At 67.7% G+C, this 13,032-nt stretch carries 11 protein-coding genes; 5 read left to right on the forward strand and 6 right to left on the reverse strand.

Annotated elements, in window-relative coordinates; all coding sequences use genetic code 11:
* Nucleotides 1-1,200, reverse strand: a complete 1,200-nt coding sequence (locus ACFY9N_RS04195; RefSeq protein WP_391477007.1) for an SAM-dependent methyltransferase — start codon at nt 1,198-1,200, stop codon at nt 1-3.
* Nucleotides 1,201-1,340: 140 nt separating this feature from the next.
* Between ACFY9N_RS04195 and groES the strand changes: the two genes are divergently transcribed.
* Nucleotides 1,341-1,637, forward strand: a complete 297-nt coding sequence (gene groES / locus ACFY9N_RS04200; protein ID WP_017203655.1) for a co-chaperone GroES — start codon at nt 1,341-1,343, stop codon at nt 1,635-1,637.
* A 57-nt stretch (nt 1,638-1,694) separates the two neighbouring features.
* On the opposite strand, the gene ACFY9N_RS04205 is transcribed toward groES, so the two are convergent.
* Nucleotides 1,695-3,236 (reverse strand): polysaccharide pyruvyl transferase family protein, encoded by a 1,542-nt coding sequence (locus tag ACFY9N_RS04205; protein ID WP_391477008.1) that lies wholly within the window; start codon nt 3,234-3,236, stop codon nt 1,695-1,697.
* A gap of 227 nt (nt 3,237-3,463) precedes the next feature.
* Between ACFY9N_RS04205 and rarD the strand changes: the two genes are divergently transcribed.
* Together rarD and ACFY9N_RS04215 are read left to right on the forward strand one after the other, a co-directional pair.
* Entirely contained in the window at nt 3,464-4,399 is a 936-nt protein-coding gene (rarD, locus tag ACFY9N_RS04210) for an EamA family transporter RarD (RefSeq protein ID WP_391477009.1), read from the forward strand.
* A gap of 132 nt (nt 4,400-4,531) precedes the next feature.
* The gene (locus ACFY9N_RS04215; protein WP_391477010.1) at nt 4,532-5,788 is read left to right on the forward strand and encodes an ABC transporter substrate-binding protein; all 1,257 of its coding nucleotides are present in this window, start codon (nt 4,532-4,534) and stop codon (nt 5,786-5,788) included.
* 147 nt (nt 5,789-5,935) lie between these two features.
* On the opposite strand, the gene ACFY9N_RS04220 is transcribed toward ACFY9N_RS04215, so the two are convergent.
* From ACFY9N_RS04220 to ACFY9N_RS04235, 4 genes are read right to left on the reverse strand one after another with little or no spacing between them, the layout of a single operon-like run.
* Nucleotides 5,936-6,673 carry an ABC transporter ATP-binding protein gene (locus ACFY9N_RS04220; RefSeq protein WP_391477011.1) on the reverse strand — a complete coding sequence of 246 codons (738 nt, stop codon included), beginning with the start codon at nt 6,671-6,673 and terminating at the stop codon, nt 5,936-5,938.
* Nucleotides 6,670-7,635, reverse strand: coding sequence for an ABC transporter ATP-binding protein (locus ACFY9N_RS04225; RefSeq protein ID WP_391478447.1), 966 nt, complete (start codon nt 7,633-7,635; stop codon nt 6,670-6,672). The genes ACFY9N_RS04220 and ACFY9N_RS04225 overlap by 4 nt, the downstream gene beginning before the upstream one ends.
* A gap of 43 nt (nt 7,636-7,678) precedes the next feature.
* Entirely contained in the window at nt 7,679-8,656 is a 978-nt protein-coding gene (locus ACFY9N_RS04230; protein WP_391477012.1) for a branched-chain amino acid ABC transporter permease, read from the reverse strand.
* Nucleotides 8,657-8,661: 5 nt separating this feature from the next.
* Entirely contained in the window at nt 8,662-9,924 is a 1,263-nt protein-coding gene (locus ACFY9N_RS04235; protein ID WP_391478448.1) for a branched-chain amino acid ABC transporter permease, read from the reverse strand.
* Between the two features lie 362 nt (nt 9,925-10,286).
* Between ACFY9N_RS04235 and guaB the strand changes: the two genes are divergently transcribed.
* Together guaB and ACFY9N_RS04245 are read left to right on the forward strand one after the other, a co-directional pair.
* Nucleotides 10,287-11,789 carry an IMP dehydrogenase gene (gene guaB / locus ACFY9N_RS04240; RefSeq protein ID WP_391477013.1) on the forward strand — a complete coding sequence of 501 codons (1,503 nt, stop codon included), beginning with the start codon at nt 10,287-10,289 and terminating at the stop codon, nt 11,787-11,789.
* 198 nt (nt 11,790-11,987) lie between these two features.
* Nucleotides 11,988-13,031: a response regulator gene (locus tag ACFY9N_RS04245; protein WP_391477014.1), complete on the forward strand. Its 1,044-nt coding sequence runs from the start codon at nt 11,988-11,990 to the stop codon at nt 13,029-13,031.
* Nucleotide 13,032: the final 1 nt, after the last annotated feature.

Here is a 13,032-nt window from a genome sequence, read left to right on the forward strand (position 1 = left end):
CTACTCCGCGGCGGGAACGCGATCGGCGAGGATCGCGCGGCGCTGATCTGCCATCCGCACCAGGATCAGCGTGGCCGCACTGCTGCCCCGCAGCGTGAGCTTCTTGCGGAACTGCGCCGGGTCGATGTCGACCCCGCGCTTCTTGATCTCCAGGGTTCCGATGTCGTGCGCTTTCAGCACGGCGTTGATCGCCTTCGGGTTCGCCGGCATCGTCTCCCGTACCCGGAACGACTGCACGAACGGGCTGGTGAGCGCGGCATCCGAGGTCAGGTACGCGATCTTCGCGTCGAGCATGCCGGCGTCGAGGCTGCGGGCGACGTCACCGATCAGGCGGGCGCGGATGACCGCTCCGTCGGGCTCGTGCAGGAAGGCGCCGAGCGGGCGCACGTCGGCGTCGACGGCATCGGCGCCGGCGGTGAGCTCGTGCGAGCGCTCGCCGCGGATCACGAGCGCGGCGCGGCGGACGCCCTCGCGGGCCAGCGCGCGGGTCCACAGCACGAGCTCGACGACGCTGCCGTCGGCGCTGACCCACTGGGCTTCGGCATCCGCCGGCAGTGCATCGCGATCGTGCGCGGGGCCGAGCTTGATCCCGGTCGGCACGCGGGAGGCGAGGTCGAACGCCCAGTCCAGGGAGGGAGAATAGTCGTCGGGTGACACGCGGCGGGTCTCGCTGTGCCCGGCCGTGCGGCGGGCGGGGTCCATCCACACCGCATGGCGGCCGTCGAGATCGGCGCTCTCGGCTGTTCCGTGCTGCACGGTCGCGCTCGCGCCGAAGGGGGCGAGGTTGTACGCGGCGATCGCCGCAGTGACCGGATCGGCGTCGACCGCGAGCACATCGAGACCGGCACCCGCGAATGCGAGGGCATCGCCGCCGATCCCGGAGCCGAGGTCGGCGACACGCGTCAGCCCGGCGCTGCGCATGCGCTGGGCGTGGCGAGCGGCGACCCCGAGGCGCGTGGCCTGCTCGAGACCCGCGCGGGTGAACAGCATCCGCTCGGCGAACGGTCCGAACTTGGCTCCCGCCTTCGCGCGCAGGTGCGCTTGACCGACCACGGCCGATACGAGCTCGGGCGAGTGGCCGTCGGCCCGCAACCGCGACACCGCACGTGTGACCTCGTCCGTCGAATCGATGCGGCCGAGCGCATCCAGCAGCTCCAGACCGACCGGGGTCAGCAGCGCTTGCAGCTCAGACATCTCCACCCGCACAGCCTACGCGGGCGGCGGGCGCTGGCACTCGCGTTGCATGAGTGCCAGCGGAGCGCCTACACTGGCGTTAGCACTCTCGGGTTGAGAGTGCGAACAAGTCTTTCGTGTCAGCGTCAAGAAAGAAGAGGTAGACCGTGTCGGTTTCCATCAAGCCGCTCGAGGACCGCATCGTCATCAAGCAGGTCGAGGCCGAGCAGACCACCGCGAGTGGCCTGGTCATCCCCGACACCGCCAAGGAGAAGCCCCAGGAGGGCGAGGTCGTGGCGGTCGGCCCCGGTCGCATCGACGACAACGGCAACCGCGTTCCGCTCGACGTCGCCGTCGGCGACCGCGTGCTCTACAGCAAGTACGGCGGCACCGAGGTCAAGTTCGGTGCGGACGAGTTCCTCGTCCTGTCGGCTCGCGACGTCCTGGCGGTCGTCGTCCGCTGATCCAGCGTTCCTGAAAGGGGGCCCGGATGCTTCGGCATCCGGGCCCCCTTTTCGACGTCAGCGCGTCGTGGTGTCGTCACCACGCCCGCGACGGAGCAGCCACGACGGACGAGGAAGTCGAAGGGCTCGCGCCACGGAGGTCACACGGGATCCGATCCTCCATGACGTGCTCGTTTCGATCTCGTGCAGTCGGGAGCGGAGACTCTCGAGCTCGGTGTGTTCGGCTTCCGCCTTCTTCAGCCGGGTGCGCGCATCGGCGAGTTCGGTCTGGGCGGCCTCTCGGGCCCGACGTTGCTCATCGCGGTCGCCGGCGAGTCGGGCCGCCTCCGCGGATCGTTCCTTCGCGACCGCCGCCGCTCTGGCGTGCTCGCTTTCGAGGCGCATCGCGGCCACCTGGAGTCGTGAGACCTCGTCGAGGCGGACGGAGAGCGGGTCGATTGCGGGGGCGCTGTCGGACTCCGTGAACACGGACAACGCGTCGACCACACTCGCTCGCGCGTCCTCCGCCAGTGCGGCAGCATGTGCGGGATCCGGCTCGTGTGCGAGCGCGGCCGACACCGCCGTCGGCAGGGTCGCGGGCTCGACTCCGAACGGGAAGTCCACGTCCCAGGTCTCTGCGTAGACGTCGACTTTCGGCTTCGCGATGCTGAGGCGCTTCGTGCCGTAGGCGCACGCGAGGATGCGGCCGTGAAGCGAACTGCCGATCCAGAGCGCAGCCGTGGCGATCTCGCGCACACGGTCCTCGATCGAGCGCGCGCCGCTGAGGGCGACGTCCCAGTCCGGTCGCTCGGCCGTGATCCGGCCGATGAGCTGGGTGTACAGCTCGATCGAATCGTGTGCGGGGGCGGAGCCGGCGATGAAGAATCGGAGGGGACGGTCCCCGAGTTCCGCGCAGGCCACGATGGCGGATGTCCAGGCGTCGATGCCGTACGTGCGCACATGCCCCTCCGAGAGCTGGAGCAGCACCGTGTCGTTGCGTGACGCATCGATCGGGAGAACCGACGCGATCGTGTGCACGAGGTCGGGGGCGAGACGATGGGGGATGCCGAGGCGTTCGAGAAGCTCGGCGGACTTCGGGTCCCGGACCGAGATGTAGTCCGCTTCGCGCAGGGCGCTCGTCGCCACGGTCGCACGCCAGGGATTCAGGCCCGCGATTCCGGAGACGCCCACGGAGTTGAGCACCAGACGTGCGCCACGATTGCGGGGGAAAGCGCTCGGGCGCGGCACATACGGCGATTCCATGCGCGCGTTCATGGCCTCGTCGAGGAGTGCGTCCTGTTCGGCGGCGTCGAGCGAGGAAAACCGCTGCCATTCGTCGTCGTCGACGGCCGTCCGGTAGACGTACTCGCGCTGTGTGGCTCCGACCTCGCCGCCGACGGTCCAGATGCCCGCGGCGGGCTTCTCTGCGAGGACGGTGCCGGTCGAGGTGATCCGGCGCCCGAGAAGTGCGGTCATATCGACGGCGATCGGTGCGGTGTACTCGACATCGACGACTTCGCGCGCGAAATGGTCTGCGACGACGAGGAAGAGCAGATCGCCGAGGTTGTCGCGTTCGTAGGCGCCGCACGCGACGACCAGGGGGAGCGGGTGCGGGGGCACGGCACGTCCTTCGGGAGACCGCCGCCGTCGGGTGCGGAGGCGGGGTTGTCCACGAGGAACTCGCGGAATCGCGAGGGATCAGGCGATGACGATCAGTATACCGATCGATACTTTCCGACTGTCGGAGAAATGGTGACATCGGACACGCGGCATCCGATTCCTGCCGAATTCGTCCCGCAGGCCGCGGAACCGCTGGCACGGGCGCGAGGCGGGCATAGGGTTGTGCGGTGAGTTCCGTCCCCCGCGCTTCGTCGAGCCAGACCTCCGGAGTCGCCTACGCGGGCGGCGCCTACCTCCTCTGGGGCGTGCTGCCGCTCTACTTCCTGCTCCTGGTGCCGACGGGGCCCTGGGAGGTGGTCGCCTGGCGGGTGCTGCTGTCGTTCGTCTTCTGCCTCGTACTCCTCACCGTGATGCGCGGCTGGACGGCGTTCCTCGCCATCATCCGGCGGCCGAAGCTCCTCGGGTGGACCGCGCTCGCGGGCCTCCTGATCTACGTCAACTGGCAGGTGTTCCTGATCGGCACTCTGACCGGCAATGTCGTCGAGACGAGCCTCGGATACTTCATCAATCCGATCACCACGGTTCTCCTGGGTGTCTTCGTGTTGCGCGAGCGCATCCGCCGGCTCCAGTGGGCCGCGATCGCCATCGCCTCCGTGGCCGTCATCGTGATCATCGTCGCCCACGGCGAGTCCCCGTGGATCGCGCTCTCCCTCACGGCTTCGTTCGGCCTCTACGGCCTCATCAAGAAGCAGATCGGCCCGGCGGTCGATGCCGTCAGCGGCCTCACCCTCGAATCCTTCTGGTTGATCCCGATCGCCGTCGTGCAGCTCGTCCTGGTCGCGCAGACCCCGGACGGCCTGACGATGGGGGCGAACGGCGCGTGGCACGCGGTGCTGCTGGCGTGTGCCGGGATCGCGACCGCCGTGCCGCTGCTGCTGTTCGCCGCCGGTGCCCGCCGGATCGATCTGACCGTCATCGGGATGATCCAGTTCATCACCCCGATCATGCAGTTCGTCATCGGTGTCGTGTTCCTCCACGAGCCCATGCCTGCCGAGCGCTGGGCCGGTTTCGTGATCGTCTGGATCGCGATCGTCGTGTTCGTGATCGACCTGCTGCTCGCCGCGCGGCGCGGGCGAAGGACCGCTCCCACGCCCCTCGCCTGAATGCGGTATTCCATCGCGTAGCGGATCGTTAACGCACCGAAACACTTGCGACCCCTACGGAGCGATTTCGCGCCCTAGTGTTAGAGCACTCGACTGTGGTCACGTCCACTCTCAGTTACGCAAGGGAGCATTATGAAGGCACTGAAGGGTTCGCGCACCGCGAAGATCTTCGCAGGCATTGCGCTTGTCAGCGCGTCTGCCCTCGTCATCGCGGGTTGCAGCAGCACTCCGTCCGATGACTCGTCCGACGGCGGCGCCCCCGCCACCGATCTCACCCTGAAGCTCGGCTCGCTACTGCCGAAGACGGGTTCGCTGGCGTTCCTCGGACCGCCCATGGAGTCCGGCGTCGGACTCGCGGTCGAAGAGGTCAACGCGGCCGAGGCCGGCATCACCATCGACCTCACCGCCGAGGACGAGGGCGACACCGACACCAAGGCGTACGAGACGTCGATCGAGAAGCTCCGCAACGCGGACGTCAGCGCGATCGTCGGCGCTGCCGCCTCCGGCGTCTCGAAGCTCGTGCTCGACGGCAACGTGAGCGCAGGCATCCTGCAGATCTCGGCCTCGAACACGTCGCCCGACTTCACCGCGTGGGAGGACGACGGACTCTACTTCCGCACCGCCCCCAGCGACCTGCTGCAGGGCGAGGTGCTCGGCAACCTGATCGCCGAGGACGGCGCGAAGACGCTCGGCATCATCTACCAGAACGACGCCTACGGCACCGGCCTGAACGACGCGCTCACCACGACGTTCGAGGGCACCGGCGGCGAGGTCGTCGAGTCGGTCTCGTACAACGTCGGCGACTCGTCGTTCGACGCGCAGGTCGAGTCGATCAAGGCGCAGAACCCCGACGCGGTCGCGATCGTGTCGTTCGAGCAGTTCAAGACGATCGCCCCGCTGCTGGTCAACGCCGGCATCACGGCCGACAAGTTCTACATGGTCGACGGCAACCTGTCGGACTACGGTGACGAGATCCCGGTCTCGCTCGAGGGTGCGCAGGGCACGAAGGCGGGCCCCGCGCTCGAGGACGACTTCACGGATCGTCTGCAGGAGTCGTGGACGGCTGCCGGCAACCCCGAGGTCAAGGACTTCACCTACGCGGCCGAGGCCTACGACGCCGTGATCCTGGTGGCGCTCGCGTCGCTGGCGGCGGGGTCGACCGAGGGCGCCGACATCGCCGCCAAGATGCAGGAGGTCTCGGGCGGTTCGGGCGACGGTGAGAAGTGCACCAGCTTCGCCGACTGCGCCGAGATCATCAACAACGGCGGCACGGCCGACTACGACGGCTACTCCGGCGACGTGACGTTCGACGAGAACGGCGACCCGCAGGGCGCCACGATCGGCATCTACAAGTACGTCGCGGGTAACACCATCGAGCGCACCAACTGATCCGACGGATGAGTTGATCGCCTGATCACAGGAAGGCCCCGGATCCTCGGATCCGGGGCCTTCTTCGTGCGTACAGGGCCGGAATGCGGGAGCGCACAGAGAAGGGGGCGGGATGCCGAAGCGTCCCGCCCCCTTCTCTGTTCGCTGTTAGGCGACGTCGTCGGCGAGCGTTCCGAGGTACAGTCCGATGACCTTCGGATCGTTCAGCAGCTCGCGTCCGGTGCCCTCATACGCGTCCTTGCCCTGATCGAGCACGTAGCCGCGGTCGCAGATCTGCAGGCAGCGGCGTGCGTTCTGCTCGACCATGATCGTCGTGACGCCCGCCTTGTTGATGTCGGAGACGCGGATGAACGCGTCGTCCTGACGAACGGGGGAGAGGCCGGCCGACGGCTCGTCGAGCAGGAGAACCGACGGGTCCATCATCAGCGCGCGTGACATCGCGACCATCTGTCGCTCACCGCCCGAGAGCGAGCCGGCGCGCTGCTTCAACCGCTTGCCCAGCTCCGCGAAGATGCTGGTGACGAACTCGAGGCGCTCCGCGTAGATCTTGGGGTTCTGGTAGAGCCCCATCTGCAGGTTCTCCTCGATCGACAGCGAGGGGAAGACGTTGTTCGTCTGCGGCACGAACGCCACTCCGCGCTTCACGAGCTTGTCGGCCTTGAGGCCCACGATGCTCTCGCCGTTCAGGGTGATCTCGCCGCCTCGCACGTTGACGAGACCGAACATCGCCTTCAGCAGCGTCGACTTGCCCGCCCCGTTCGGTCCGATGATGCCGATCAGCTCTCCCTGACGTGCCACGAGATTGGCCCCGTTGAGGATGTTCACGCCGGGGAGGTAGCCCGCGTGGACGTCGGTCAGTTCGACGACCACCTTGTCTTCGCTCATGCGTTGTCCTTCGTGTCGGAGTCCACGGGATCCGTCGACTCGAGCTCTGCTTCGGCCTCGGCCTCGATCTGCTCGCGGAGGCGCGCGGCCTCGGCGTCGGCCACGACCGGGATACGACCCGTCACGGCTCCGAGGTCGACGTCCTGGTGGGCGCCGAGGTAGGCGTCGACGACCGCGGGGTCGTTCATCACCTCGTCGGGCGGGCCCTCGGCGACGACGCGGCCCTCGGCCATGACGACGACCCAGTCGGCGATGTGCCGGACCATGTGCATGTCGTGCTCGACGAAGAGCACGGTCATGCCCTCTTCCTTGAGGTCGAGGATGTGGTCGAGCAGCGACTGCGTGAGCGCCGGGTTCACGCCGGCCATCGGCTCGTCGAGCATGACCAGCGTCGGGTCGCTCATCAGCGCGCGCGCCATCTCGAGAAGCTTGCGCTGACCGCCCGAGAGCGCGGCGGCGAAGTCCTTCTCCTTGGCATCGAGCTTGAACCGGGCGAGCAGCTCACGGGCTTTGCTCTCGATCTCGGCGTCCTGCGAACGCCAGAGGAAGGGGAACAGGCTCGACCAGAAGCCCTCGCCGCGCTGGCCGGTGGCTCCGAGCTTCATGTTCTCGAGAACGGTGAGCAGCGACAGCGACTTGGTCAGCTGGAACGTGCGCACCTGGCCCATGCGGGCGACCTTGAAAGAGGGGATGCCCGACAGGTTCTTGCCGTCGAACGACCACGTGCCGCTGTTCGGCTTGTCGAACCCGCAGAGCAGGTTGAACAGCGTGGTCTTGCCGGCGCCGTTCGGGCCGATCAGGGCCGTGATGGCCCCGCGGGGGATCTCGAGGTGCTCGACGTCGACGGCGGTCATGCCGCCGAAGCGTCGCTGCACCGCATCGACGACGAGGATCGGGTCGACTTTGGTGACACCGGGCTTCACGTCGCCCTTCGTCAGTCCGGTGGTCTTCGGGCGACGGATGCTTCCCGTCGGCGTGGCCCCTTCGGCGGGCGCGGGGGTGTTTTCACTTGACAAAGGTCATCTCCCTCTTGTCTCCGAGGATGCCCTGTGGGCGGAAGATCACGAGCAGCATGAGCGCGACACCGACGACGATGAACACGACGGTCGCCGCCTGCTTGTCGGTCATCGGCAGCAGACCGGCGTTCGCCATCTGCGGCAGCAGGCTCGCGAGGAACGCGTTGACCACCCAGAACAGCACCGCTCCGAGCGTCGGCCCGAACACCGTGGCCGCGCCGCCGAGCAGGAGGATCGTCCACAGGAAGAACGTCAACGACGTCGAGTAGCTGCCGGGGACGACCGCCGACGGGAGGACGAAGACGATTCCGCCGGCCGCGCCGAGGACACCGCCCACCACGAGCGCCTGCATCTTGTACGCGAAGACGTTCTTGCCGAGCGAGCGCACGGCATCCTCGTCTTCGCGGATGCCCTTGAGCACGCGTCCCCAGGGGCTGCGCATGAGCGACCAGACGAGGAGGATCGCGACGGCGAGGACGATGAGTCCGAACACGCGGTTCCACAGGTCGTTGGCCGTGTACGTCCACGGGCCGAAGCCGTAGGTCCCCGGGGGGAACGGGTTCGCGTCGCGGAAGCCGCCGTTGTACTGCGCGAGGCCGTCAGCCGAGTTCGTGAACTCGTCGAAGACCTGCGTGGTGAACAGCAGGCGCACGATCTCGCCGGCCGCGATGGTGGCGATGGCGAGGTAGTCCGCGCGCAGACGCAGCGTCGGAATGCCGAGCAGTACCGCGAAGAGCGCGCCGCCGAGCAGACCGATGAGCATGCCCACGAACCACGGCAGGCCGAAGCTCAGCACGGAGATGGCGTAGCCGTAGCCGCCGATCGCCATGAACGCGGCCATGCCGAAGTTGAGCAGACCGGCGTAGCCGAAGTGCACGGCGAGACCCGTGGCGGCCAGCGCGTACGCCAGCGTGATCGGGCTGAACAGGTACGCAGCCGTGTTGGTGAAGATGGAATCGAAGTTCATGAGGATCAGCCCAACCTTTCCTTGCGGCCGAGCAGGCCCTGCGGTCTGACGAGAAGGATCACGATCAGGATGACGAGAGCGCTCGCGTACTTGAGGTCGGAGGGGATCCAGAGGGTGGACACCTCGACGGCCATGCCCACGATGAGCGAGCCGAGGAGGGCGCCGAAGGCGGTGCCGAGACCTCCGAGCGTGATGGCGGCGAAGATGAGCAGCAGCATCTGCATGCCCATGTTCCACGTCACTCCGGGGCGGAAGTAGCCCCACAGCACACCCGAGATCGCGGCGAGCGTTCCCGCGAGGATCCAGACATAGCGGATGACCCGGTCGACGTCGATGCCGGATGCCGCGGCGAGCTGCGGGTTGTCGGAGATCGCGCGCGTCGCCTTGCCGATGCGGGTGCGGGTGAGGAAGAACGCCACACCGATGATGACGACGATGCTCACGCCCATCGCGATCATGTCGATGTACGACAGGGAGATCGGTCCGAGCCGGATGGGCTCCGGGCTCGCCCCGGGGAGCTGGTACGTGCCGCCGCCGATCATGTACTGGAAGAGGTAGCGAAGGGCGAGCGAGAGCCCGATGCTGACGATCATCAGCTGCACGACGCCCAGTCCGCGGCGCCGCAGCGGACGCCAGAGACCGGCATCCATCGCCCATCCCAGCAGCGCGCCGCCGATCACGGCCGCGGCGATGCCGACCCACGGCGGGAGCATCCACATCGATGTCGTGACGACGGCGACGAGACCGCCCCAGGTCACCATCTCGGCGTGCGCGAAGTTCGACAGACGCGTCGTGCCGTAGATGAGCGCGGCGCCCATGGAGGCGAGAGCGAGCAGCAGACCGAAGTTCAGGCCGCCGACCAGACGCGATGCCAGCTGATCGATGAAGCTGACGGTGATGCGTTCGCCCTCGCCGAGGAAGAGGTTGAGGATCTTGGTTCCGGTCAGGCCGAACTCGACCTCGAACGACGCCGTGGTGCCAGAGATGGGCTGCGTGCCCTCCGGGAGGAGCGACGCATCGACGATCACGCCGTCGGGAAGCGTGTCCTCGTTCACCGTGATCGTGTACGTGTCCTTCTCGGGAACGTACAGGCGCCACTTGCCCTCGGCATCCGTCTCGGTCTCACCCTCGAAGCCGTTTCCGGAGATCGAGAGCTCGACGCCGTCGACCGGTTGGTCATCGTTGGTGATGACCCCGCCGAAGTAGAAGTCGGTGACCTCCTGGCCGTCGTCTGTCGTCTCTGCCGAGGCGGCGAGCGGCGGCTGCATGAGGATCGCGCCGAGTGCGAGAAGCACTCCAATGAACGCGACCAGCCACGGCTTCCGGTGGACGGCGATTGTTGTGGATCCCACGCAACCTCCAGTGTGAGTGCGCCTTCGCACAGACTTCGACCGTCTCGGGTTGGACGACGCACTTGACTGTAGTGTGCGATCGGCGTTTCGCCTACACCTTTAATCTGATCGAAATGAGAGCGGTACCAATACTCCGGTGGACCGCGGGAGCCGGTCGCCCCGCCCGCTCCGGGAATGTTCTCGGGCGCTCTCCGCTTAGAATCTTCATACGGTTTCCCGGCCCGATCCGGCCGGCCCCACGAACTCGGCGTCGCGCGACACGCGCAGGAGGAGCATCCATGGAACAGCACGATCCCTTCGGTTTCGTCGGACTGACGTACGACGACGTTCTCCTCCTTCCCGGGCACACGGATGTCATCCCCAGCGAGGCCGACACCTCCTCGCGGGTGACTCGCCGCATCTCGGTCGCCACTCCGCTTCTCTCCAGCGCGATGGACACCGTCACCGAGGCGCGAATGGCGATCGCGATGGCCCGCGAGGGCGGCATCGGCATCCTGCATCGCAACCTCTCGATCGCCGACCAGGCCTCGCAGGTCGACCGCGTGAAGCGCAGCGAGTCGGGCATGATCACGGACCCGATCACCACGACCCCCGACGCGACCGTCGAAGAGGTCGACGCGCTGTGCGCCCAGTACCGCATCTCGGGCCTTCCCGTCGTCGACGGCGATGGCCGTCTCGTCGGCATCATCACCAACCGCGACATGCGCTTCGTGTCGGGCTTCGAGCGCCAGTCGACGCTGGTGAAGGACGTCATGACCTCGGAGGGGCTCGTCACTGCTCCGGTCGGCGTCGCCGCGGGCGAGGTCATCGCCCTCTTCGCGAAGCACCGCGTCGAGAAGCTGCCGCTGATCGACGCCGACGGCAAGCTCGCCGGACTCATCACCATCAAGGACTTCGACAAGAGCGAGAAGTACCCCCTTGCCACCAAGGACGACCAGGGGCGTCTGCGCGTCGGTGCGGCCATCGGCTTCTTCGGCGACGCGTGGGAGCGGGCCGAGGCGCTCCGCGACGCCGGTGTCGACGTGCTCGTGGTCGACACGGCCAACGGCCAGTCGCAGGGAGTCATCGACCTCGTCAAGCGGCTCAAGGCCGACGAGTCCTTCGCGCACATCGACATCATCGGCGGCAACGTCGCGACCCGCGAGGGTGCGCAGGCGCTCGTCGACGCCGGTGTCGACGCGGTCAAGGTCGGTGTCGGCCCCGGATCGATCTGCACCACCCGTGTCGTGGCCGGTGTCGGCGTACCCCAGGTCACCGCGGTCTACGAGGCATCCCTCGCCGCCCGCCCCGCGGGCGTGCCGGTGATCGCCGACGGCGGTCTGCAGTACTCGGGCGACATCGCCAAGGCCCTCGTCGCCGGTGCGGATGCCGTCATGCTCGGCTCGCTGCTCGCCGGCACCGACGAGTCGCCGGGTGAGATCGTCTTCCAGTCCGGGAAGCAGTTCAAGCAGTACCGCGGCATGGGCTCGCTCGGCGCGATGCAGACCCGCGGCAAGCAGACCTCGTACTCCAAGGACCGCTACTTCCAGGCCGACGTCCCCAGCGACGACAAGCTGATCCCCGAGGGCATCGAAGGGCAGGTGCCGTACCGCGGACCGCTCGCCGCTGTCGCGTACCAGCTCGTCGGAGGACTCCGCCAGTCGATGTTCTACGTGGGCGCCCGCACGATCGAGGAGCTCAAGTCGCGCGGCAACTTCGTGCGCATCACCTCGGCGGGTCTCAAGGAGTCGCACCCCCACGACGTGCAGATCGTCGTCGAGGCGCCCAACTACAAGAAGTGATCCGCTCGCGCGGATGAAGAGGGCGGATGCCGCGGCATCCGCCCCTCTTTCTCTGCGTGGTGTCGCGCGCTGCCGGGCGAGGGGCGTGTGTCACAATCATGAGTAACCTGCTCGCCCTTTCCCGCGTGCTCCCGGTGGCGAACGCACCGGACGCATACCGCTCCGCAACGGATGGGAACCTCCCCAAGGAGAGCCGCATTGTCCGGAGATGCCATCCGCGTCCTCGTCGTCGATGACGACCCCGACGTATCCCTGCTCGTGAAGACGGTGCTCGAACGTCGAGCCGGCTGCATCGTCGACCTCGCGCCCGACGGCCTCACGGCTGTCGAAAGGGTCGCCGAGGTTCGTCCCGACGTCGTCGTCACCGATATCGAGATGCCCGGTCTGAACGGCCTCGAACTTCTCGCCGAGCTGCGCCGCAAGGTGCCGGCGGTGCCCGTCGTCGTCATGACCGCCCACGTCTCCGTGGAGTACGCGGTGTCGGCCCTCCGGGCCCAGGCCGACGAGTTCCTCACCAAGCCGCTGGACAATGCGCGGCTCGTCGAGGTCGTCCGCACCCTCGCCGAAGAGGGGCGCCGTCGTCGCGACGAAGGGCGCCGAAAGGAGGTCGTGCTCGCGGTCGGAGCCCACCCCGACGACGTCGAGATCGGCGTCGGGGGCGTGCTCGCCGCGCACGCCGCAGCGGGTGACGAGATCACCATCCTCACGCTCTCGCGCGGCGCACGCGGTGGCGATGCCGACAGTCGTCAGCACGAGTCGCTCGCCGCGGCCGAGCTGCTCGGCGCACGTCTGTTCCTCAAGGATCTCGTCGACACCGAGATCTCCGGCGGCGGGTCGACCGTGCGTCTGATCGAAGAGGTCGTCGAGCAGATCCAGCCGACGATCGTCTACACGCACTCCACTCACGATCGCCACCAGGACCACCGGGCCGTGAACGAGGCGACCACCGTCGCGACCCGCCGGGTCGGCACGGTCGCCTGCTACCAGAGCCCCTCGGCGACGATCGACTTCCGCCCGACCCGCTTCGTGCGCATCGACGGCTACATCGATCAGAAGCTCCGGCTGCTCGACTGCTTCGCGTCGCAGACGGCGAACCGCACCTATCTCGACCCGGAGTTCGTCCGGGCGACCGCGCGCTACTGGTCGCGTTTCGGAGACGGGCTCGCGGTCGAACCGCTCGAGATCGTCCGCGAGACGGCGGCCTTCGTCGGCGCCCATGAACTCACCCGACAGGAGGGCTGAC

The sequence above is a fragment of the Microbacterium sp. NPDC008134 genome (genome assembly GCF_042957055.1).
GTDB lineage: Bacteria > Actinomycetota > Actinomycetes > Actinomycetales > Microbacteriaceae > Microbacterium.